The organism is Sinorhizobium sp. CCBAU 05631, assembly GCF_002288505.1.
Lineage (GTDB): Bacteria > Pseudomonadota > Alphaproteobacteria > Rhizobiales > Rhizobiaceae > Sinorhizobium > Sinorhizobium fredii_C.
The window spans coordinates 770031-792855 of sequence record NZ_CP023064.1; the positions used below are offsets into that span (position 1 = coordinate 770031).

Below are 22825 nucleotides of genomic sequence, written 5' to 3' on the forward strand. Positions count from 1 at the left end.
CGGATTTGCAAGAAAGGAAGTCAGTCCCGGCGGGTTGTCGTGTCCAAAATCCATTTGGCCTGCTGACCGCTCAGCCGCACGCGATAGCGTTCCTGGCTGGCGGTAAGATGGGCGCGCATGGCGGCGCGGGCAGCGTCCGGATCGCTGGCGGAAATCGCCTTGAGGATCGCCAGATGCTCGCGCTGCAGGCCCTCCTGATATTCGCGCGACAGGATGCTGTCGGTGCCCCAGGGCGAGGCGATGTCGCAGGGGATCGCCCGCATGCCAAGCGCATCGAGAACTTCCACATAGTAGGGATTGTTGGTCGCAACGGCGATCGCCCGGTGGAAGGCGAAGTCTCTCTTGCCGGTCGCCTCGCCGCGCTCGAGCAGCCGTTCGAATTCAAAGAAGGCCTCCTGGATCTGCGCCTCCTGGGCGGCATTGCGCCGAAGCGCCGCAAGCCCGGCGCTCTCTATCTCAAGCCCCATCCGCACTTCGATGACGTTCAGGGCATGGGAGATCCGGTTGCCGACGTCGAGGCTGATCGAGCCGAAAGCAAGTGTCGGGTGATCCTTGACGAAGACACCGGCTCCCTGTCGCGCCTCCACGAGACCATCGGCGGCAAGGGTCGCGATCGCCTCGCGCACCACGGTCCGGCTGACGCCGTAAAACGCGCTCATCCGGCTCTCGGTCGGCAACTTGTCGCCGGGAGGAATTTCGCCTTTCAGAACCTGCTCCCGGATCGCGTTCGCGACGCGCTCGGAAAGCTTTGGCTTGCGCTCCGTCTTCGATTCGGCCGGGGAGTCCATGATGTTCTTACCCCTTGAAGACGCCCGGCAGCCAGAGCGAGAGGGCCGGAACATAGGTGACGAGCCCGAGGACGATCAAACCGGCCAGATAGAAGGGCCAGATGCTGCGCATCGCCTCCCACACTGTGATTTTCCCGACCGCGCAGGCGACGAACTGGACCGCGCCGACCGGCGGCGTATTGAGGCCGATGCCGAAGTTCAGGATCATGATCACCCCGAAATGGACCGGATCGACTCCATAGGCCATCGCCACAGGCAGAAAGATCGGCGTGCAGATGATGATTGTCGGCCCCATGTCCATGAAGGTGCCGAGGAACAGCATCAGGACGTTGATCAGGAGCAGCACGATGATCGGGTTCTCCGAGATCGTGTTCATCCAGTCGATCAGTGCCGCGGGCACCTTGAGAAATGCCATCAGCCAGGAGAATGCCGCTGCCATTCCGATAATTAAGAGGACCATCGCCGTCGTGCGCACCGCGCCGAAGGTGGCGTTGACGAAGTCCTGCCAGCTCATTTGACGGTAGACGAAGACGGTCACGGCCAGCGCGTAGAGAACGGCGATGCATGAGCTTTCCGTCGCCGTGAACACGCCCGAGCGGACGCCGCCGAAGATGATGGCGATGAGCAGCAGGCCGGGGGTCGAGATGAGTAGGAGGCGGCCGACCCTCGCGAACCCTGGAAAAACCTCAGTGGGGTAGCCGCGGCTGCGCGCCACGAAATAGGCGGTCACCATCAGCGCGGCCGCATAGAGGAGGCCGGGGAGAATGCCGGCGGTGAAGAGATCCGCAATCGAGATCTTTCCACCCGCCGAGATCGAATAGATGATCATGTTGTGCGACGGCGGCAGCATCAGCGCGATCAAAGCCGCCATGGAGGTGACGTTGACGGCATAGTCGGCGCCATAGCCGCGCGCCTTCATCTGCGGGATCATCAGACCGCCGACGGCTGCGGCCTCTGCGACGGCGGAGCCGGAAATGCCGCCGAACAGCGTCGCGGTGACGATGTTGACCTGTCCCAGTCCGCCGCGGATGTGCCCGACCAGCGAGGCGGCGAAGGCGACGATCTTCTGGGCGATGCCGCCACGTACCATCAGGTCGCCGGCATAGATGAAGAACGGGATGGCGAGCAGAGAAAACACGCTCATGCCGGAATTCAGCCGCTGGAAGATGACGAGCGGCGGCAGCCCGAGATAGAGCACGGTCGCGAAAGAGGCAACGCCGAGGCAGAAGGCGATCGGCGTGCCGATCAGCATCAGCAGCGTAAATACGCCGAAGAGGATCATCATATCCATCCGATCACGCCTTTACATTCGCGGTGTCGAGTTCGGCGGCAGCCTCCGCCGGCGGCAATTCGTCGAGAAGATCGTCGATCGGTTCTCCTGCAAGCCGAAGAACGATGCGTTCCAGGGCGAACAGGCTGATCAGCACGCCGCCTGCAACCAGCGGCACATAGTTCCAGCCGCCGGAGATGTGCAGGGACGGCAGAATGGTGTCCCAGGTGAGCCTGACAAGCTCGATCCCGTACCAGATCATGCCGCAGCCGAAGGCGAGCGCGACAAGGTCCGAGATCATCCGCAGCCACTTCTTCCCACCCTTGGGTACCACGTAGAGCAGGACGTCGAAGCCGAGATGGTAGTTTTCCCGCACGCCGACCGCGGCACCCAGGAAGATGAACCAGCTCATCAGCATGACGGCGCCGGGCTCGGTCCAGCTCGGCGAGTCGTTCAGCACATAGCGGCAGAACATCTGCCAAGCGACGATCGCCGTCATCACGACAAGGCCGATCCCCGCGAGCCAGAGCGAAAGCGTGCTCAACCCCGAGAGCGCGCGGCCCGTTTTCACCAGTCTGGTGGACATGGTCGTCATCCCTAGAAGGGATGGGCAGGGTCGGGCCTGCCCATCAAATGGCGTCATTGAACCGCCCGTACGTCCTCGACCATCTTCTTCAGGACCGGATCGGTGACGTGCTTCTCGTAAACCGGCTTCATCGCATCGATGAAACCCTGCTTGTCGGGCGTGGAAATCTTCGCGCCGGCCGCCTCGACCTTGGCGCGCGACTCGCTGACCTTGGCCGCCCAGAGCTCGCGCTGCTTGGCGACGCTGTCCTTGGCGGCCTGCTTGAAGATCTCCTGGTCTTCCGGCGTTAGCTTGTCGAAGGCGGCCTTGTTCATCACGAACACCTCCGGAAGAATGGTGTGCTCGTCGAGCGAGAAGTTCTTCGCCACCTCGAAATGCTTGGCGGTGTCGTAGCTCGGGAAATTGTTCTCCGCGCCGTCGATGACGCCCGTCTCGATCGCCGAATAGACCTCGCCATAGGGCATCGGCGTGGCGTTGGCGCCGAGCGCCGCCACCATGTCGACGAAGATGTCCGACTGGATGACGCGGAACTTGAGCCCCTTCATGTCGGCAACCGACGTGATCGGCTTCTGCTTGTTATAGAAGGAGCGCGAGCCCGCATCATAATAGGCAAGCACCACCAGTCCGGCGCCTTCGAATGCCTTTTTGATCTGGTCGCCGATCGCGCCGTCCATGACCTTGTGCATGTGCTCTTCCGAGCGGAAGAGGTAGGGCAGGGCCGGGATGATCGACTCCTTCACCGTGCCGTTGAAGGGTGCCATCGACACGCGGTTCAGTTCGATCACGCCGGAGCGCACCTGCTCGATGGTGTCCTTTTCCTCGCCGAGTTGCGCCGAGTGGTAAACCTCGACAGCGTAGCGGCCGGCAGTACGCTCCTTGACCAGCTCGCCGAAATATTCGACGGCCTCAACCGTCGGATAGCCGTCCGGATGCGTATCCGATGAGCGCAGCACTGTCTGGGCGCTGGCCGCACCGGTCATGAATGCAGCGGCAAGCAGCAGGCCCGCCGTCAGTTTTCCAAGAATTCTCATGCTCTCCTCCCGTTTCGCATGATCAGATCGATGATCTCACTTTCACTGTTTCAAAGTCGGTACGCCTTCTTTGCGAGTCCGCAGGCAAGATCTCGGGCAAGCTCGCAGGCCTCGTCCTCTCTCAGCCGATGTTCGGCCACCAGGCGTGCCAAAAATGCGCAGTCGACCCGGCGTGCGATATCGTGGCGCGCCGGGATCGACGGAAACGCCCTGGTGTCGTCGTTGAAGCCGACCGTGTTGTAGAACCCGGCCGTCTCGGTGGTCATCTCGCGGAAGCGGCGCATGCCTTCCGGGCTGTCGTGGAACCACCAGGCGGGCCCGAGTCTGAGCGCCGGGTAGACGCCGGCGAGCGGCGCAAGCTCGCGCGCATAGCTCGTCTCGTCCAAGGTAAAGAGAATGACGGTCAGGTCGGGCTCGAGTCCGACGGCGTCAAGCAGCGGCTTCAAGGCCGTCACGTAATCCGTGTGGGTCGGAATATCGAAACCCTTGTCGCGGCCGAACTTTGCCAGCATCGACGGGGAATGATTGCGGAAGGAGCCCGGATGGATCTGCAGCACCAGTCCGTCGTCAAGGCTCATCTTTGCCATTTCGGTCAGCATCTGAGCACGGAAGAGTCGGCTCTCGTCCGCATCCGCCTTGCCAGAGCGCACCTTGTCGAAGAGCGCCACTGCGGCCGCCTCGGAAAGGTTCGCCGTATCCGCCGTGGCATGGCCGTGATCCGTGGAAGTTGCGCCGAACTGCTTGAAATAGGCGCGCCGGGCCCGATGCGCGTCCAGATAGCCCTTCCATGTTCCGGTGTCGGCGCCGGTGATCTGACCCAGCCTGTCAAGATTGGCGGAAAAGCCGGCGAACTCCGGATCCACGACCGAGTCGGGTCTGTATGCGGGAACGACGCGGCCCTTCCAGCCGCTTTCGCGGATTTTCGCGTGCCAATGCAGATCGTCGAGCGCGCCGTCGGTCGTCGAGATTACCTCGATATTGAAGCGTTCATAGAGGGCGCGGGGGCGGTAGTCCGGCTTGTCGAGGCAAGCGGAGATGCGGTCGTACAGGCGATCGGCGTTTTCCGCCGAGGGCAACTCCTCAATGCCGAAGAGGTTGGAAAGCGTGTAGTCGAACCAGAGGCGCGTCGGCGTGCCGCGAAACAGATGATAGCGTTCGCAGAAAAGTCGCCAGATCGCGCGTCCGTTCGTCTCGACCGGCGCGCCGTCGAGGGTCGGCACGCCGAGCTCTTCCAGTTTCACACCCTGGCTGAACAGCATGCGGAATACATAGTGGTCCGGTACGATGAGAAGCTGTGCCGGATCGGGGAAGGGCTCGTCGAGCGCATACCACCGCGGTTCCGTGTGACCGTGCGGGCTGACGATCGGCAGTCCGCGCACCTCGGCATAGAGGTCCCGCGCGAGCCGCCGCGTGCCCTCGTCCGCCGGAAACAGAAGATCTGGGTCGATCAGCCCCTTCATGTAGCCCGCTCCTCCTATAGGCTCGCTATGGCTAGAGCCTGTAAAATAAAATGTCAACAGACAAATTTTTTTACTTGTATGATGAATTTGGTTGTGCACGTTCTTACGTTGAGCAAGTCGCGTTCGGCCCCGTCGCGGCAGCGGTGCGGGTTTGCCCAAGCGGTCGCCGATCACCGGGTGATGGAGAGAACGAGATGGCAAGGATACGCGTCGGTCTGATCGGCCTCGGCATGGCCGCAGCGCCACATGCCAAAAGTCTGCTCGATTTACAGGAGAGGGCCGAGGTTGCCGCTGCCTTCAGTCCTACGCCGGCGCGGCGCGAAGCATTTACGCAGATTTACGGATTTCCCACTTGCGACGATGCCGAGACGATCTTCGCCGATCCGTCGATAGCAGCCGTCATGGTGCTGACGCCGCCCAATACACATCTTGACCTCGTCCGGCGGGCGGCCGCAGCGAACAAGCATGTGCTTCTCGAAAAGCCGCTGGAGATATCGCCGGCGCGCGCCGAGGCATTGGTGGAACTTGCCGAAAAAGCAGGAATCGTACTCGGCATCGTGCTTCAGCACCGCTTTCGCCCGGTCAGCGAGGCACTTGCCGAACTGATCGAGGAGGGGCGTCTCGGCGAGATCGTCAGCGCTTCGGCGCGCCTCCACAACTGGCGCCCGCAGAGCTATTACGACCAGCCGGGACGCGGCACGCGGGCTCGCGACGGCGGCGGCGTGCTTCTCACCCAAGCGATCCACACGCTCGACCTCATCATTTCGCTCGCCGGCCTTCCGGAGGAGGTCAGAGCCCATGCGGCAACCAGCAAGGTGCACCGCATGGAAACGGAAGACCTCGCCATGGCGGCCATCCGCTTTGCAAACGGAGCGATCGGCACGGTGAGTGCTACCACCTGCGCCTATCCGGGCTTTCCCGACGAGATCGACGTCATCGGCACGCGCGGCATGGCGCGCCTCGGCGGAAGGAATTTGACCGTCTCCTTTCACGATGGAACGGAACTCACGATCGAGGACGAGGCGGCCGGAGGTGCCGGCGCCGATCCGATGGCCTTCCCGCACCACCATCACCGCGCGGTGCTCGCCGATTTCCTCGATGCCATCGAGACCGGACGAGAGCCGCGCGTCAACGGCCGCGAGGCGTTAAGGGTTCATCGCCTCATTGAGGCAATTCTCGTGGCCGCCGAGAGCGGCCGCCCGCAACGTTCTTAGGCCTCGTTGCGCCACCTACGACCAATCGGGGAGGCGGACATGGCTTTCTCAGTGAACATGACGGCTCACCTATAGCGACCGATCGCCAGATCCTTCGCGTCGATCTCTGGCTTGCGCCCGCCGACCAAATCGCTGATGAGACGGGCCGAACCGCAGCTCATCGTCCAGCCGAGCGTGCCGTGTCCGGTGTTGAGGTAGAGACCGGCAATCTTCGTCGGCCCAATCACCGGCGTCCCGTCCGGCGTCATCGGCCTGAGCCCGGACCAGAAGGATGCCTGTCGCAAATCGCCGCCTGGGAACAGATCTGTCACCGAATGGTCGAGGGTGCGCCGCCGGGCCGGGCCAAGATCATTGGTGTATCCAGAGATTTCCGCCATGCCACCGACACGGATCCGGTCGCCGAGGCGTGTGATGGCGATCTTGTAGGTCTCGTCCATCACGGTGGATTCCGGTGCGCGCGAAGCGTCGGTGATGGGAATCGTCAGTGAATATCCCTTGACGGGATAGACCGGCAGCTTGATGCCGAATGGTTTCAGCAGCAGCGGTGAATAGCTGCCGAGCGCGACGACGACCGCATCCGCGTTCAGCCGGTCGCGTTCGGTCAGGACGCCGCGCACCTGCCCGCCTTCAACATCCAGCCCCTTGATAAGCGTGCCATAGGCGAAGCGGACTCCGAGCGCCGCCGCCCTGGCGGCGAGCGCGTTGGTAAATTTGAAGCAGTCGCCGGTTTCGTCCTTCGGCGTCAGCAGACCGCCGACGATCTTTTCTCGGACATGCTTCAGAGCGGGCTCGACCCCAATGCAGCCGTCACGGTCGAGCACCTTGTAGGGCACGCCGTCGGCCGCCAGCGCCTTGACATCCTTGCCCGAAGCGTCCAGCTGCTGCTGCGTCCTGAAAAGCTGCAGCGTGCCCTGCATGCGTTCGTCATAGGCGATGCCGGTCTCCGCCCGGACCTCCGCCAGTGATGTCCGGCTGTAAGCCGCGAGGCGCAACATGCGGCTCTTGTTGATGGCGTAGCGCTCCGGGGTGCAGTTCCTCAGCATCTGGAACATCCAGGTGAGCATGGCGCGGTCGATCTTCGGCCGCAGGATGAGCGGCGCATGCTCCATGAAGAGCCATTTCAGCGCCTTCATCGGAATACCGGGTGCGGCCCAGGGCGAGCAGTAGCCGAAGGAGACTTCGCCGGCATTGGCGAAGCTGGTTTCCAGGGCCGGACCTTGCTGGCGGTCGATGACGGTGACCTCGTGTCCTGCCTTGGCGAGCTGGTAGGCACTGGTGACGCCGATCACACCGGCGCCGAGAACGATGACTTTCATGGTTTCCTCGATGATGGACGATCAGCGGTAGCGACGCTCGTAGCGGCGGCCGAGGCTAGTCAGAATTTCATAGGAGATGGTGCCGCCTGCTTCCGCCAGTTCTTCAAGCGTTTGGTGAGGGCCGAGAACCTCGACAAGGCTTCCCAGCGTAAGCGTGCCTTCGGGAAGGGCGGAAATATCGACGGTTATGCTGTCCATCGAGACGCGCCCGACGAACGGCAGGCGAACGCCGTCGTAGAAAACGGCGCCGCGATGGCTGAGACTGCGCGGCAGGCCGTCGGCATAGCCTGCGGCGATCGTGGCAAGCCTGGTTTCGGCGGAAGTCACATGCGCACCGCCATATCCGACCCGCGTGCCGGCCGGCACCGTTCTCGTCTGAATGACGGCAACGTCGAGCCGCACGACCGGCTCCATTGGATTGGGCTTGCCCGCTGTGGGTGCTCCCCCGTAGAGGGCGATGCCGGGACGAGACAGCACACCGTGATAGTCGTCGCCCATGAATATGCCGCCGGAATTGGCTAGGCAGACGCTCAAGCCTGGAAACTCGGCGGCGATCCGACCGATCTCGGCGAGCTGCTCTGCATTCTGGCCATTGTCCAGCTCGTCGGCGCAGGCGAGGTGGCTCATGATGAACAGAATTTCGATATTGCCGCAGCCCTCGAGATCAGCCGCAAGCGGGGTTCGTTCCTCCGGGGGAACCCCCAAGCGCGACATGCCCGTGTCGAACTGCAAGACGGCGGGAAGAACGCGCCCGAGCTTCCGCGCCGTCAGCGACCAGCGGCGGAATTGCTCGAGAGAGTTGAGAACCGGAACGATGCGGGCCTTGGCGCAGGTGATCTCCGTTCCGGGCTGCAGCCCGTTGAGCACGAATATCTGCGTGTCGTTCGGCAAAAGCGGTCCGAGCTTCACCGCCTCGGGGAGATGCGCAACAAAGAAATGCCGGCAGCCTTCCGCATGCAGGGCGTCGGAGACCTGCTCGGCGCCAAGGCCATAGGCGTCGGCCTTGACCACCGCGGCGGCGGTTGCCGGTGCGACCCTTGTCGAAAGCTTTCGATAATTCCGCCGCAAGGCGGCAAGATCGATCGTCAGGTAGCCCGAAGCGCCACCCACCGTTTGTCGATCTGGAACATGCAAGGCATGACGGTTCATGTGCAACCCTCTCGTTGCGCAGAACATATTGAAACGATCGTCGAATATCTTATCTGGTGTTGATTGATTGTATCAAAGTATGGGCAATACCTGCACATACTGCACAAAAACGGAGCTTTATGCATGACAGCGCTTGACGCGATCGATCGAAATATCCTGCGTCTGCTCCGCGTCAACGCGCGCATGAGCAATGCCCGCATGGCGAAGGAGGTTGGCCTGTCGCCGTCGGCTTGTCTGCGCCGGATAAGATTGCTCGAAGAGGCCGGCGTCATACGCGGCTACACCGCGCTGGTGGAAAGCGGCAGTTCCGAGGACACGATCGCGGTGATCATCAATATCACGCTGGAGCGACAGACGGAGGATCATCTCGACCGTTTCGAAGCGGCGGTGCGCAAGCATCCGGAAATACGCGAATGCTTCCTCATGACGGGCGGATCGGATTATCTGCTGCGGGTAGAAGTCGCGGGCGCCGGCGAGTTCGAGCGGATCCACAAGGACATTCTCTCGACGCTGCCCGGCGTCCTGCGCATCCATTCGAGCTTTTCAATCCGCAACGTTCTCGCCACCCGAACCAAGCCCCGGCGGTGACGGGTCTGTCGAAGGTTTCGGGGCAAATAATCCAGTGGGTGGCTTCATTGTCCGAAGTTCCATAAGATAGATTACGCGATTTTTGCGTGTAGCCGCAAAGTTAAAGTGTCCTGATCCTGCAAAGTAAGAATGTCACTCTCCCCGCGTTTTGATGACGTGGGAGATTGCGGATGGGATTGATTGCGATGAGCGAGCGCGACCTGCAGCGGATCGAGGTTTTGTCGAAGGTGGTCGACGGCCGGATGACGATGGTGTCGGCTGGACATGTGCTTGATCTGAGCACCCGCCAGGTTCGCCGGCTCCTGGAGCGGATCCGGACGGATGGTGCGGCATCGATCCGCCACAAGGCGATCGGTCGCCCATCGAACAACCGGATTTGCGACGGCGTGCGCGACTATGCGGTGGCGATCGTGCGCGAGCGTTATGCGGACTTCGGTCCGACGCTGGCGGCCGAGAAGCTTGCCGAGCTTGATGGTCTAACCGTGTCGCGCGAGACCTTGCGCAAATGGATGTCGGAGGCCGGCCTGTGGCTGTCACGCAAACAGCGCCGGACGTTCCATCAGCCGCGGCTGCGCCGTGAGGCCTTGGGCGAGCTGGTGCAGATCGACGGCTCCGAGCATCGCTGGTTCGAGGATCGCGGGCCGCCGTGCTCGCTTTTGGTGTTCGTCGATGATGCGACCGGCAAGTTGATGCAGTTGCGGTTCGTGCGCTCGGAAAGTGCGTTCAGCTATTTCGAGGCGCTGGAGCTCTATCTGCAGGCGCATGGTGCTCCAGTCGCCTTCTATTCCGACAAGCATTCGGTGTTCCGGGTGGCGAAGAAGGATGCCAAGGGCGGTCAGGGCATGACGCAGTTCGGCCGCGCGCTTTCAGAGCTAAACATCGAGATTCTTTGCGCAAATTCGAGCCAGGCGAAGGGCCGGGTCGAGCGGATGAACCGAACGCTGCAGGACCGGCTGGTCAAGGAACTGCGGCTCGCCGGGATCTCCGGCATGGACGCAGGCAACGACTTCCTGCCCGGCTTTATCGCGCGTCACAATGCACGCTTTGCCCGCACCCCTGCCCGGTCGGAGGATCTGCATCGGCCGCTGAACCTCATGCCGGACCGGCTAAAGGATATTCTCTGCAAGCGCGAGCAGCGTTATGTCGGCGCCCAGTTGACGTTCTCCTACGAGCGCAAGCGGATCATGCTCGAGGAGAACGAGGTGGCACGCGGACTGGTCGGGCGCTATGTCGAGACCTACGCTTTCGCCGACGGCCGGCTCGACGTGCGCTGGAAGGGACATTCCCTGCCTTATAAGACGTTCGACAAGGACCAGCGGGTGACGCATGCGGCGATCACCGAGAACAAGCGGCTTTCCGATGTGCTGGCCTACATCAAGGGGCGGCAGGAGCAGTTGCCGGCGCCGAAGGTCCGGACCAACAGCGACAAGAAAGGCTACACGCCACGCGGCCGTAAGCCGGGCAAACGGACGGATTTTATGAACGATCCCGCGGTCATGGGCCGGCGGCAGCAAGCGCTCTCTCGCCTTGATGCCGCAGAATAATCAGCGGTCTGGCTGTCAAAGCTAAAGCCGATCAGTGGATAATCCACCCGCCCCGATCTCACCTTGCAACCCGGACCAGCCGGTCAGATCGGGGCTGGTCCTCGTGCCGTGTGGCAGCGCTGCAAGTGACATTTCTACTTTGCGCCGGAGCGGACATTTCACCCTGGCCGCCACATGCGGCATTTTAGAGATGCGACATATGAGCCAGTTAGAGATGCGACAGTCGTCGCCTCTTGGGATGCTGGTCAAACGCTTCCGCCACCAACTTCGCCAAGGCCAAAGAGGCGGTGAGGCCCGGCGATTCTATGCCGAACAGGTTGATCAGCCCGGGCACGCCATGCACGGTGGGGCCCTGTACGACGAAATCCTGATGGGCGACCTCTGGAGGCACGATCTTCGGGCGAATGCCGGAATAGGCCGGCAGCAATGCGCCATCCTTAAGGTCTGGGAAATAGCGGCGTACGCCGGCATAAAAGAGCGCCGCCTTTGCCGGGTCGACATCGTATCGAAGCGTGTCGACCCATTCGATGTCGGGGCCGAACCGCGCCTGGCCGGTCAGGTCGAGGGTCAGGTGGATTCCGAGGCCTCCCTTGACGGGGACGGGATAGATCAGGCGCGAGAACGGCGCCTTTCCGACGAGCGAGAAATAGTCTCCCTTTGCGAAGTATTCCTTCGGCACCAGCGCCGGCGGCATGCCGTCGATCAGCCGTGCCAGCTTGGGTGCGGCAAGCCCGGCGGCATTGACGAACAGACGGCAGCCGAGACGTGTCGGTGCGGCGCCGCCGACATCGACCACAATGCCGCGCGCGGTTGCCCTACCCCGCTCGACCGGGCTGTTGCAGACGAGGACTGCGCCGGCATTTTCGGCATCGCCGAGCAGCGACAGCATATAGGCGTGACTGTCGACAATGCCGGTCGAAGGCGACAGGAGCGCGCCGGTCGCGGCAAGTGCCGGTTCGAGGGAGCGCGCCTGCCCGGCAGAGATTTGCCTGACATCCGTCACCCCGTTGTGCGCCGCCCCGGCGGCGATCGCCGGCAGCTGTTTCAGCTCCGCTTCTGAAGTTGCGACGATCAGCTTGCCGCACCGCTGGTGTGGAAGCCCGCGCTCGCGGCAATAGGCATAAAGCAGGTTTCGGCCGTCGACGCATAGACGCGCCATCAGGCTGCCTGCCGGATAGTAGATGCCGGCATGGACGACTTCGCTGTTGCGCGACGAGGTCTCGCTTCCGATGCGATCGGCCGCTTCGAGGATGAGCACCTCGCGGCCGGCCAGCGCAAGGGCGCGGGCAACGGCAAGCCCGATGACGCCGGCTCCCGCGACGATGCATTCCACTTGCTCCAGCGACATGGCAGGCCCTGACATCATTTCATTGCTTCACCGAATCTATGAAAGCAACGAAGTGCGCTAACTCTCTGAAATTATGACTTTTGGACGGAGGACCGCTACATGCCTGTTCTAGAAATTGCTCTAGCACAGGAGAGCGGGACGCGCCAACGACCCGTTAGATCGATGCTCCCTCGCCCATTCGGGTCATGGTCTAATTCTTGACTGCAGACCTCGTTGTGCGAGCCTTGAGACGGAGGTCGCCGAGCGGCAAAACGCTCTTATGTAAATCCAATGAATTCCATCCCCACCCAACCGTCACATTTCATACTTTCCCATTCAATGGGAGGTTCCCATGTTCAGCAGGAACGAATGGCACGCTCACGAAACCGAGACTTCACCGGCTTTTGCCGTTGGCGTCTTGCTCTTGTCGATCGGCCTCATCGTCGCTTACCTCGTGCTGGCGACCGGCGTCGCAGACGATAGGCGATCCGGAGCCAAGGTCTACGCACCGCTGACCCAAGAGAGGCTGAGCGCGCCCGGGAGGTTATGACAGTTTCTTGCGAACGGCTCCGCAAGGTCTCGGCGCTGAGTGCCTTTTCGCTAAATGATCACTTGTTCCCCCAACTCGACGACGCGGTTGGCGGGCAGATGGAAGTAGTCGGTCGGGTCAATTGCCGAGTCAGCCATCGCTATGAACAGCCTGTCCTGCCATCTCGGCATACCCGAAGCGGGGTCCGGAACGAGCTTGCGCCGGCCGAGATAGAAGGACGTCGACATGATCTCGAATTTGAAACCTTCCTTGCGGCAGCGCGCCAGCGCCCGTGAGACATTCTGGTCATCCATGAAGCCGAACCTCAGCTCGAGCTTGCTGAACCGGTCGGAGAGCTTCGTCAGCGTGTAGCGATCCTTCTCCGCGACATAGGGCACCCTTGCCGTTTTGATGGTCAGGATGACGTTGTGCTCGTGAAGCACATGATTGTGCTTGATGTTGTGCAGGAGGACGGACGGCGTGGTCTCGGGCGTGGCGGTCAGGAAGATCGCCGTTCCCGGCACTTCGACCGGAGCGTGCTCGGATTTTCGTTCGACGGCAGCGATGAACTGGTCGAGCGGCACTTCCAGACGCGCAGTCTTCTCGCGCAGAAGCTGCACGCCTCGCCGCCAGGTCCACATGATCGTGATCAACGTTCCGGCGAAAAGGATGGGTACGAAGCCGCCATGGTGAATCTTGAAGAGGTTGGCGCCGAGAAAGACCATTTCCAGCAGGAACAAGGGGAGTAGGACTGCAATGGCAGTCAGCACAGCCCAGCCCCACTGCCGGCGAACGAACTCGAACGCGAGAATCGTGTCGATCAGCATGGCACCGGTGATCGAGACGCCATAGGCGGGCGCGAGGGATTCGGAACTGCCGAACACAAACAAAAGGACGAGCACCCCGATGAGGAGCGCCGTGTTGACCAAGGGCAGGTAGATCTGGCCAGTATGGGTTTCCGAGGTGTAGCAGATCTCGAAGCGAGGCAGGAAGCCGAGATGGATGGCTTGCCGCACGAGCGAGAACGCGCCGGTGATTACCGACTGGCTGGCAATGATGGTCGCGAGCGTCGCAAGGAGCACCACCGGCAACAGGGCCCAGCTCGGAAACATCAGGAAAAACGGGTCGGAGATCGCCTCCGGATGCGACAGGATCAGCGCGCCTTGTCCGAGATAGTTCAAGGTCAGCGCCGGGAATACGACCGCAATCCAGGCCGCCTGGATCGGGGCGCGGCCGAAATGCCCCAGATCGGCGTAGAGAGCTTCCGCTCCCGTGACCGTCAGAAACACGGCCCCAAGAACGATGAAGCCAACGAGGCCGGCATTCCATAGGAAAACGACGGCGTGCACGGGATTGAAGGCTCCGAGGATCGCCAGATCGTCGCCGATATGGGCCACGCCCGCCGCGCCGAGGACGATAAACCAGATGAGCGTGATCGGCCCGAAGAAGATCGAGACGGCGCCGGTGCCACGCGACTGAACGGCAAACAACAACACCATGATCCCGACCGAGATCGGCAGCACATAGTCATGCAAAGCCGGCGTCACGAGCTTCAGCCCCTCCACGGCGGAGAGCACCGAGAGCGCCGGTGTGATCATTGCGTCGCCGATGAAGAGCGACGCACCGAAAATGCCGGTGAAGAACATCAGTACCGGATACCTGGTGCCCTTCTTCATCAGCAGGGCAAGCAGGGCCAAGGTGCCGCCCTCGCCATTGTTGTCGGCGCGAAGCAGCAGGATCACGTATTTAATTGTCACGATGATCGTCAGCGTCCAGATGACCAGCGAGATGAGGCCGATGATCTCTGCCCGCTCGACACCGCCCGCCGCAAAGGGCCGCAATGCCTCACGAAACGCATAGAGGGGGCTGGTGCCGATGTCGCCATAGACCACTCCCACGGATCCGAGCATCAGGGCGAGAAACTGGCGCAGGCCACGGCCCTGTGCCGGTGCATGGTCGACGGAGGCGGTCATGGGTTCTCCACGTCAGAAAATCCCCGAAGTGACGGACGCGCATGATGCTGGGCCAAAAATGGAGGCAGGGCGCCAACTTCTCTGCAACGCGCGGAAATCGGAGAAGTTTCTATCTTCGTACAGGACTGTACCGCCGACTTCCATGACCCAGAAAGGGAATCCAGCAGAAATCCGCTCTGGCAGAAGCTTGACCTCTGGCCGTCCGGGGGCTGGTCGCCTGAGCTATCCGGCAACCGCCGGTCGGTCGGAATCGGTTTCATCCACGTGAATGCGGTCCCGGCCGGCGAGCTTGGCCATGTAGAGGGCCCGGTCCGCACGGGCATAGAGGCTGATCGCAGTGTCGCCCGGCTGAGCACCCGCGATGCCGGCCGAAAACGTGTATCCGAAATCGGGCCGCTCCTGAAGCGGACGGGACTTGCGCACGGAGGCGAGCATTCTTTCGAGAATCAATTTAGCCTGCTCGACGGGCGTGGCCGGTAGGGTAAGCACGAATTCCTCGCCGCCGACCCTCCCGAAGCAGTCGGTGCGCCGCACCAGGCGGTGAATGCGCGTCGCGAAATCCCTCAGGATTGCATCACCGGTCTGATGGCCGAACTGGTCGTTGATGCTCTTGAAACGGTCGATGTCCAGCACGCAGAGGCAGCCTGGCGAGCTCTGCTGCAGCATGTCCTCGATTCTCGCCGTCACGAAACGGCGGTTGGCGACGCCGGTTAGTTCGTCGGTATAGGAGGCCTTGATGGCCAGATCACGATCCTGTCGCACCGTGCGCGCCTTCACCCTGAGACCGGTCACATCGGTGGCCACGCAAAGCATCCAGCCATCCTTCTCGACGGTTTCGGTCATCCAAAGCCAGCGCCCGTCGAACAGATCGGTTTCAAAAGACCTGAAGCCGACCTTGCCGCGGCGCGACTGGGTCGATCGCAGCCATTTTTCGAAATCTCCCGAGCGAATGACGGTTCCGCGTTGGGCATGAAAGTTCCGCCGCATCAAGTCCGGCCATAGCGGCGTCTCATCCGGTGCGACGAAATAGGCTGACCGGAATGCCTCGTTGGTTTAGCGCAGCCTGTCGAACTCGTCATAGGCGGCGACGAGAACCGGAGAGGTCTCGAAGAGTTCAAAGAGTCGACTGGTATCCTTCGCCATATGTCGACGTTAGACGGTCTTCGTTAAAGGAAGCAATAAGCCAGCGGTGCGAATGCAAGCGCTTGGCGAATGGCCGCCGCTCCGTCGTGGCCGATATTCCTCTCCGGCAACGGTCCCAAAGGGCAAACCAGCACTTGCACAGAGATTCGGGGCCGCTACCTGCAGTGACTCGTCATCGTCCCAATCAGGCATACACTGAACGTTTCCGGCACACGCTCGGGCGCCACGGATGTGCGAATCCGCCCCCGTCGAGAGGAGATGAACCATGGTGCCATCTCGCGACCGGTGCAGCACTTTCGGCCCCACAGAGGTGGATCTGCTGCACAGCATTTTCGAACAGATCCTGGAGGAAAAGGGTGTGGAGAGCAGCGGCGAGAGAGCGAATGAAATCGCCGCACGGTTGATTCGCATTTATCAGTCCGGCGTGCGCGACGTCGCAATGCTGAAAAAACTGTCCGTGCGTCCGCGGGAGTGATCCCACGACGCGAGGTCGGGCCGCCTGCCATCAGTGCAACGTCTTGTTTCCTGGGAAGGGAACGGGAGTGGCTTCGGCCATTTTCGCGGCCATTCGCATCGCGATCACATAGTCTTCGGTGAGCTCCATCAGCGCGAGCGCGATCTCCTGCCACGTCCAGCCGGCGCTTTCGGCCAGACTCGTGAAAATCTGAAAATCCTCTTCCAGCGCGCGCTCGCACTCGACCCGGCGGTCCGGGGGCTGGGGCTGGGTGATCGTGTCGGTGACCTTAGGCATCGTTCCTCCTAGTGAAGAGGGAAACTCGCAGACGAGGAGACCGGTTCCATCGCGCCGTTCCGAAAAGCATCTGGCTGCGGGAGGCTCGATCGAGACGAAGAAAGCGACCGCGCGCAGCGTTACTCCTGAAGGGCGTGGAGACGGTCATGGTTCCGCACAATCAGTGGAAGCGCGACGTTGAGGCTCGGCAAGGTGAGTTCGCGTCCTTTCCCTATGATCGAGCGACCGTCGAGCGATTTCGCCAAGCGTTCCCACGGTCCCGGTGGAACGACGAACGCAAGAGCTGGTTCGTGCCGGGAACGACGGCCGCCGGTCGTATCGAGCGGTGGCTGGCACGGGAAGCAGAGCGCGCCGACATCCATGGTGACGCCAAAGGCCGCGACGCCTATGATTTCGAGCCCATCGTCAGCCCATATCTAGAGGTCCGCGACGACCTGCGCATCCGAACGCCCTATTCCAGATCGGTGATCGAATTGCTGCGCGGAATTCCCTGGGCGCATTGGGACGAGGATGGGCGGGTCTGGCGCGTACCCTTCCGGTCCTACGAGGAACTGCAGCGACACTGGCCAGGGATCGAGGAGGCCGCTCGAAGAAGCGAACCGGAGGAAAGAAAGCGCCGCCGAGATGCGGAAAGAGGTTCCGAGGCAGATAGAGCGGCGAGAGCGCGGGTCGCGGAAAGGCGTCGCCGCCGCTATCCCCTCCCCGCTGACGATCCGCCGCCCTTGGACCGCCCGGTTACGACCGTTCAGTATGGGAGCGTCGTCTTTGTGGATCTCTCCGGCGAAGTCGCCGAGCCGGCGTCGCTGGCGCAATACTATCCGCAAGCGGATCACACCGTTGACCACGTTTGGGGGAGATGGCGCCCACCGACCCTTGCCGAACTCGTCGCGACATGGCCGGCCCGCCGAGAGCCCGGGCCCCAGGCGCTTTCCAGGGGATGATGGCAGCAAACACTCACCAAGTTGAGGATCGCCCGCAGAAACGCACGCTCCATGGCGCGACGCCAGCAGGCGCGGAAGCCGGCGGGCATCTCCGAACATCGAACGCGCGCCGAATAGCAAAGCGGCCGATCCGTTCGGGCCGAAATTGACCATCCAGACCGCTGGCGGCTTTGCGGTATGTCGAACTGCGGCTATGTTCCTTTTCCGTTCACGCGCGATTCGCGGCAATTTCCGCCGCCTTCACAGGACGCGCCTGTTCAATCGGAGGCGGGACGAGGTCGGATGAGCGTGGCATATCTGGAAAAACTGAACGAGCGCCAGCGCAGTGCCGTCTCACACGGTGTCGGACCGGATGCCCATATCGGTGGTCCGCTTCTCATCATCGCCGGCGCCGGCTCAGGCAAGACAAACACGCTAGCCAACCGGGTGGCGCATCTCATCGTCAACGGTGCGGACCCCCGACGTATCCTGCTGATGACCTTCTCGCGCCGGGCGGCCGCCGAGTTGGGCCGAAGAGTCGAACGCATCTGCGGCCAGGTTCTCGGCGGCAAGGCCGGCACGATCTCGGACGCGCTTGCCTGGGCGGGAACCTTTCACGGCATCGGCGCGCGGCTTCTGCGCGACCATGCCGGGGAAATCGGTATCGATCCGGATTTCACCATTCACGACCGGGAAGACAGCGCCGATCTCATGAACATCGTGCGGCACGAACTTGGTTTATCGAAAACCGAGAACCGTTTCCCCACCAAGGCGACATGTCTTGCCATCTATTCGCGCACCGTCAATGCGGAACAGCCGCTCGACGAGGTCCTGCACGACAATTTTCCCTGGTGTTCTGCCTGGGAAAAGCAACTGCGCGAACTTTTCGGCGCCTATGTCGAAGCCAAGCAGGCGCAGAACGTCCTCGATTACGACGACCTGCTGCTCTACTGGGCGCAGATGATGGGCGACGCCGCCCTCGCCGAGGACGTCGGCGGCCGGTTCGACCACGTGCTTGTCGACGAATATCAGGATACCAACCGGCTGCAGGCTTCGATCCTCCTTGCGTTGAAGCCGAATGGTCGGGGCCTCACCGTGGTGGGCGACGACGCCCAGTCGATCTACTCGTTCCGCGCCGCGACGGTGCGCAACATTCTGGATTTTCCGGCAAGCTTCACGCCGGCGGCGGAGATCATCACGCTCGATCGGAACTATCGCTCGACACAGCCGATCCTCGCTGCCGCAAACGGCGTCATCGAACTGGCCCGCGAACGCTTCACCAAGAACCTCTGGACCGAGCGGCAATCGGCCGAGCGGCCGCGGCTCGTGACCGTGCGCGACGAGGCGGATCAGGCCAACTACGTCGTCGAACAGGTCTTGGAGAACCGCGAAGGCGGAATGCTGCTGAAGCAGCAGGTCGTGCTCTTCCGCACCTCGCACCACAGCGGCGCCCTCGAGGTTGAACTGACCCGCCGCAACATTCCCTTCGTGAAGTTCGGCGGGCTCAAATTCCTGGACAGCGCGCATGTGAAGGACATGCTGGCGGCGTTGCGCTTTGCGCAGAATCCGCGCGACCGGGTCGCGGGTTTTCGGCTGATGCAATTGCTTCCCGGCGTCGGTCCGCAGACGGCCGGGCGCGTCCTCGAGGCGATCGCCGCCGATCCGGAACCGCTGGCGGCGCTTGCGGAGATCCCTGCCCCGCCGCGCTCCGGCGATGCCTGGTTGCTCTTCGCTGACATGCTGCAGACCCTGCGCTCCACCCGGACCGGCTGGCCAGGAGAAATCAGCACGGCCCGCGCCTGGTACGAACCGCATCTGGAGCGTATCCATGAAGACGCCGAGGTCCGCAGGGCCGACCTCCTGCAGCTCGAGCAGATCGCCAGCGGCTATCCGTCGCGCGAGCGCTTTCTGACCGAGCTCACCCTCGATCCGCCGGACGCCACCAGCGACCATGCGGGCGTGCCGCTGCTCGACGAGGACTATCTCATCCTCTCGACCATCCACTCGGCCAAGGGGCAGGAATGGAAATCGGTTTTCGTGCTGAATTGCGTCGACGGCTGCATTCCGTCCGATCTCGGTGTCGGCAGCACGGCGGAGGTCGAGGAGGAGCGCCGTCTGCTTTACGTCGCCATGACGCGCGCCAAGGACAGCCTGCATCTGATCACCCCGCAGCGCTTTTTTACGCACGGTCAGCATGCCCAGGGCGACCGGCATGTCTACGCCTCGCGCAGCCGCTTCCTACCTGCAACGCTTCTGCAATTCTTCGAGTGCTCGGCCTGGCCCGTTGCCAAGCCGGCTGCGGCTGGCCAGCGTGATGCGCAGCAATTGCGCATCGATGTCCGGGCCCGCATGCGCGGTATGTGGCGTTAATGCATGTCGCCCAAAGTGTGCAGCGTGAATACGTTTGAACGCGCCTTAGGAAAATGATCGTTGCCGGCTCGCTGGAGCCGAACGCGCCAATTGACGGACGAGCATTGTCGGCGCAGTGATCGAGCGGTCGTCTTTAGCCATGCCGTTCAGAACCTGGAGCAGATCGTAGCCGGCCGGCCAGCGGCCGAAGCCGCTCGCGATGTTGATGTGGCCGGCATGGCCGAGATCGACGAGGCGGCCGCCCCATTCTTCACACAAAATCCGTAAGCGGTCGAAGCGCATATAGGGATCGTTAAGACTGCCGACGACGAGACTTGGAAAGCTAAGCCGCTGTCGCGGCATGCCCCCGAAGGCGATCGCCCCCGGATGCAGTCGCTCCGTCTCCTCGAGATCACAGGGGCCGACCAGAAGCGCGCTTCGGATTCGCTCGACAATCGGGCGTCCGGCCAAGGCCGCGACCAACAGGCAGCCCAGACTGTGGGCGACGATGTCGACCGACGGATGCCTGTCGATTTCTGTCTCCAGAGCACTTCGCCAAGCCGCAAGCGCCGGTCGGTTCCAGTCGCCCTGCTCGACGAGCGTGGCCCCTGGTTGATCGATGAGCCAGTGGCGCTGCCAGTGCCCTCGCCCGATCCGAACAAACCCGGAACGATCAGCGTCTTCACCATACGTTCGCTCCCCGGAACACCGGTTGCTGCAAATGAATAGGTTCATGCGGAGATTGTGCCCGGCAGCAAGAGCGAAGGTAAGGAATGAAGGTCCATTCTCTACAAAATTACTGGAAAAAATGCCGGACACGCGAAGCGCGCCGACCGACCGGCATCGCCTCATCCTGCAGCGAGCAAATCAGCAATAGCGCCGGTGGAGCGAAAGCCAGCCGTCGCCGCCGATCCGGACCTCGATGTCGGCGTAGTGCTCCAAAGTCAGATGCGGCGTTCCCTCCGCTGCCGCGTGAGCACCGGTGATCACGGCCACCTCGGCGCCGGCGGAACTGCCCGCGAGTATCCCAGCCGGAGCATCTTCGAAGACCAAGCAGTCCTCGCCGCGAACACCGAGCCGGCTGGCGGCGAGAAGATAGCCCTGCGGATCGGGCTTGCCCGCCGTGACGTCCTCACCGGTGACCATGTGGCGCGGAACCGGAATGCAGGCCGCGGCAAGGCGGCGCCTGGCCAGCTCCAGCGGCGCCGACGTGACGATCGCCCAGCGCTCCGGCGGCAATGAATTAAGGAAGGCGACCGCCCCGGGTATCTCGACGATACCCTCCACATCGGCGATCTCCGCCAAGGCGAGCGCGTGCGCCTCGAGGTCGGGGTCGACGGCGAGCCCGAGCTTGCGGATCGTGTCCGACGCGCGCACGCCGTGCACCGATTTCATCAACTCATGGGGATCGAGCCCATTGCGGACCGCCCATGCCCCCCATACCCGTTCGACGACGGCCATGGAATTGAGCAAGGTGCCATCCATATCGAACAGCAGGGCAGCGAAGCTTTTTGGGAATATCGCGGTGGTCAGGGTATCCAAGCCGGCTCCTTGAAACGAGTGTCTCGCGCATCGCGCGATTGCACAACTATCCCTGGACGGGCCGGCGCACAACCTCCTTCTCGGCGCTCTCAGCGATGCCCGCCGGCAATAAGAAAATTGATCGGCCCGCCGGCGACGTCATCGTCGAAAACGGCGCAGGAAAGCACGCCGCCGAAGACGGCACCCGAATCGACATTGGTTCTGTTGCCGACAGTGCGGGGGTTGACGCGGCTCGGCGTGTGCCCGTGGCAGACATGCTTGCCCCAGTAATGGCCGGAGTAGTTCGGATCGGTCCGCATCCAGAGCAGAATGTCGTCGCCCTGCTCCTCGAGCGGGATCGAATCATCTACGCCGGCATGGACGAAGATGCGATAGGGGTCGACAAGGATCGACGGCAGTTCGGCCATCCAGACCAGATGGCTCAAGGGTATGGCGCCGCCGTAGGACTCCAGGGTCTCGCCGCCGCCGTTCATCAGCCAGGAGCTCATCTCGGCGAGACCCTTGCGGGCCGAGAGCAGCATGTCTTCGTGGTTGCCCTTGAGCGTGAGCCATTGCCAACCGGCCTTGGTCGGTCCCGCCATGATCCGCTCGACGACGCCCCGGCTCTCCGGGCCCCGGTCGACGAGGTCGCCGAGAAAAATCACCCTCCCCTCCGGCGCGGCGGACTCGATTGCGCTCAGTAGGGTTTCGAGCTCATCGAGACAGCCGTGAATGTCACCGACAGCAAATGTCAGACGTCGGCCATTCATGAAGCGGTGCTCCTGTCCCCGTCGCTGCAGCGGCGCGCGTGTTGCACCTTGAATTGCTGCTACGAACACATGGTTCAGCGAACAGCTCTATCGCATTACAAAATTTAAAGGAATCGCTTTCGGCTAAAAATTGCGGAAACGCAATATGTAGGTTAATCAGGCGGCAGAAGAGCCGGAAGAAGGATGTCCGGCGCTTCCGTGGCACAGCTCAACGGCGCGGCGTGGCCCTCGGAATGGCTGAACTGGTGATGGACACCGGGTCGCTGGCAGGAAACGTGTCCTCGAGCCCCTCCTCCAACTGCTCTTCCATCGCATCCGCGTCATGTGCCTGGCGGGCATTCGCGAGCGCGCCTTCCGGGATCGATGGGGATCGCCGCGCGCCTGTTATGCCGAGCAACTCGCCATCCGCCTCCATGGCGGCTCCAAGGATTTCCTTCGCGCGCGCCACGGCGTTGAGCCTGTTCAGGGTGCCGGCCGCGTTCTGCGGGCACAGGACGGAAACGACTTCACCCGTCGCACCGACGAACTCGACGGTGAACCCCGCCTTGCCGCCGCGCTCGGGGAAGACCTGGATGCCAACGAACTGCATCGCTTTC

At 62.4% G+C, this 22825-nt stretch carries 21 protein-coding genes and 1 pseudogene; 7 read left to right on the forward strand and 15 right to left on the reverse strand.

The window, feature by feature from the left end; all coding sequences use genetic code 11:
- Positions 1-20 precede the first annotated feature (20 nt).
- The 5 genes from SS05631_RS23200 to uxaC are packed head-to-tail and all read right to left on the reverse strand — an operon-like array spanning position 21 to position 5135.
- The gene (locus tag SS05631_RS23200; RefSeq protein ID WP_037425481.1) at positions 21-788 is read right to left on the reverse strand and encodes a FadR/GntR family transcriptional regulator; all 768 of its coding nucleotides are present in this window, start codon (positions 786-788) and stop codon (positions 21-23) included.
- Positions 789-795: 7 nt separating this feature from the next.
- The gene (locus SS05631_RS23205; protein ID WP_037425479.1) at positions 796-2079 is read right to left on the reverse strand and encodes a TRAP transporter large permease; all 1284 of its coding nucleotides are present in this window, start codon (positions 2077-2079) and stop codon (positions 796-798) included.
- 4 nt (positions 2080-2083) lie between these two features.
- A complete protein-coding gene (locus SS05631_RS23210) occupies positions 2084-2644 on the reverse strand; it encodes a TRAP transporter small permease (protein WP_086022810.1) in 561 nt (186 codons plus the stop codon).
- Between the two features lie 53 nt (positions 2645-2697).
- Complete coding sequence (locus SS05631_RS23215) at positions 2698-3675, reverse strand: TRAP transporter substrate-binding protein (protein ID WP_037425474.1); 978 nt, start codon at positions 3673-3675, stop codon at positions 2698-2700.
- Positions 3676-3725: 50 nt separating this feature from the next.
- Positions 3726-5135 carry a glucuronate isomerase gene (gene uxaC / locus SS05631_RS23220; RefSeq protein WP_037425471.1) on the reverse strand — a complete coding sequence of 470 codons (1410 nt, stop codon included), beginning with the start codon at positions 5133-5135 and terminating at the stop codon, positions 3726-3728.
- A 194-nt stretch (positions 5136-5329) separates the two neighbouring features.
- On the opposite strand from uxaC, the gene SS05631_RS23225 reads away from it, so the two are divergent.
- Positions 5330-6349, forward strand: a complete 1020-nt coding sequence (locus SS05631_RS23225; protein ID WP_037425468.1) for a Gfo/Idh/MocA family oxidoreductase — start codon at positions 5330-5332, stop codon at positions 6347-6349.
- Positions 6350-6414: 65 nt separating this feature from the next.
- On the opposite strand, the gene SS05631_RS23230 is transcribed toward SS05631_RS23225, so the two are convergent.
- The gene (locus tag SS05631_RS23230) at positions 6415-7665 is read right to left on the reverse strand and encodes a D-amino acid dehydrogenase (RefSeq protein ID WP_037425465.1); all 1251 of its coding nucleotides are present in this window, start codon (positions 7663-7665) and stop codon (positions 6415-6417) included.
- A gap of 21 nt (positions 7666-7686) precedes the next feature.
- Entirely contained in the window at positions 7687-8814 is a 1128-nt protein-coding gene (gene alr / locus SS05631_RS23235; protein WP_050988369.1) for an alanine racemase, read from the reverse strand.
- Positions 8815-8937: 123 nt separating this feature from the next.
- On the opposite strand from alr, the gene SS05631_RS23240 reads away from it, so the two are divergent.
- Entirely contained in the window at positions 8938-9402 is a 465-nt protein-coding gene (locus SS05631_RS23240; RefSeq protein WP_037425458.1) for an Lrp/AsnC family transcriptional regulator, read from the forward strand.
- Positions 9403-9572: 170 nt separating this feature from the next.
- Positions 9573-10946, forward strand: a complete 1374-nt coding sequence (locus SS05631_RS23245; protein WP_095677950.1) for an ISNCY family transposase — start codon at positions 9573-9575, stop codon at positions 10944-10946.
- A gap of 208 nt (positions 10947-11154) precedes the next feature.
- On the opposite strand, the gene SS05631_RS23250 is transcribed toward SS05631_RS23245, so the two are convergent.
- Entirely contained in the window at positions 11155-12294 is a 1140-nt protein-coding gene (locus SS05631_RS23250; protein ID WP_162109096.1) for an NAD(P)/FAD-dependent oxidoreductase, read from the reverse strand.
- Between the two features lie 331 nt (positions 12295-12625).
- On the opposite strand from SS05631_RS23250, the gene SS05631_RS23255 reads away from it, so the two are divergent.
- On the forward strand, positions 12626-12823 hold the full coding sequence (locus SS05631_RS23255; RefSeq protein WP_037417309.1) for a hypothetical protein: 198 nt from the start codon (positions 12626-12628) through the stop codon (positions 12821-12823).
- Positions 12824-12873: 50 nt separating this feature from the next.
- Here the strand turns inward: SS05631_RS23255 and SS05631_RS23260 are convergent, their stop codons facing one another.
- Positions 12874-14775, reverse strand: coding sequence for a potassium transporter Kup (locus SS05631_RS23260; RefSeq protein WP_037417306.1), 1902 nt, complete (start codon positions 14773-14775; stop codon positions 12874-12876).
- A gap of 222 nt (positions 14776-14997) precedes the next feature.
- Positions 14998-15918, reverse strand: a pseudogene (locus tag SS05631_RS23265) (GGDEF domain-containing protein).
- A 265-nt stretch (positions 15919-16183) separates the two neighbouring features.
- Between SS05631_RS23265 and SS05631_RS23270 the strand changes: the two are divergent.
- Complete coding sequence (locus SS05631_RS23270; protein WP_037417303.1) at positions 16184-16393, forward strand: hypothetical protein; 210 nt, start codon at positions 16184-16186, stop codon at positions 16391-16393.
- Between the two features lie 30 nt (positions 16394-16423).
- Here SS05631_RS23270 and SS05631_RS23275 read toward each other — a convergent pair whose 3' ends face one another.
- On the reverse strand, positions 16424-16669 hold the full coding sequence (locus SS05631_RS23275; protein WP_037417300.1) for a hypothetical protein: 246 nt from the start codon (positions 16667-16669) through the stop codon (positions 16424-16426).
- Between the two features lie 146 nt (positions 16670-16815).
- Here SS05631_RS23275 and SS05631_RS23280 point away from each other — a divergent pair, with 146 nt between their 5' ends.
- On the forward strand, positions 16816-17610 hold the full coding sequence (locus SS05631_RS23280) for a hypothetical protein (RefSeq protein WP_244412144.1): 795 nt from the start codon (positions 16816-16818) through the stop codon (positions 17608-17610).
- Positions 17611-17892: 282 nt separating this feature from the next.
- The gene (locus SS05631_RS23285) at positions 17893-19959 is read left to right on the forward strand and encodes an ATP-dependent helicase (RefSeq protein WP_037417298.1); all 2067 of its coding nucleotides are present in this window, start codon (positions 17893-17895) and stop codon (positions 19957-19959) included.
- A 45-nt stretch (positions 19960-20004) separates the two neighbouring features.
- Here SS05631_RS23285 and SS05631_RS23290 read toward each other — a convergent pair whose 3' ends face one another.
- The 4 genes from SS05631_RS23290 to SS05631_RS23305 form a co-directional block, all read right to left on the reverse strand.
- Complete coding sequence (locus SS05631_RS23290) at positions 20005-20757, reverse strand: alpha/beta hydrolase (protein WP_348225555.1); 753 nt, start codon at positions 20755-20757, stop codon at positions 20005-20007.
- Between the two features lie 48 nt (positions 20758-20805).
- A complete protein-coding gene (locus tag SS05631_RS23295; protein WP_037417295.1) occupies positions 20806-21480 on the reverse strand; it encodes an HAD family hydrolase in 675 nt (224 codons plus the stop codon).
- Positions 21481-21569: 89 nt separating this feature from the next.
- Entirely contained in the window at positions 21570-22229 is a 660-nt protein-coding gene (locus SS05631_RS23300) for a metallophosphoesterase family protein (protein ID WP_037417293.1), read from the reverse strand.
- A gap of 208 nt (positions 22230-22437) precedes the next feature.
- On the reverse strand, positions 22438-22818 hold the full coding sequence (locus tag SS05631_RS23305) for a hypothetical protein (RefSeq protein ID WP_037417291.1): 381 nt from the start codon (positions 22816-22818) through the stop codon (positions 22438-22440).
- Positions 22819-22825: the final 7 nt, after the last annotated feature.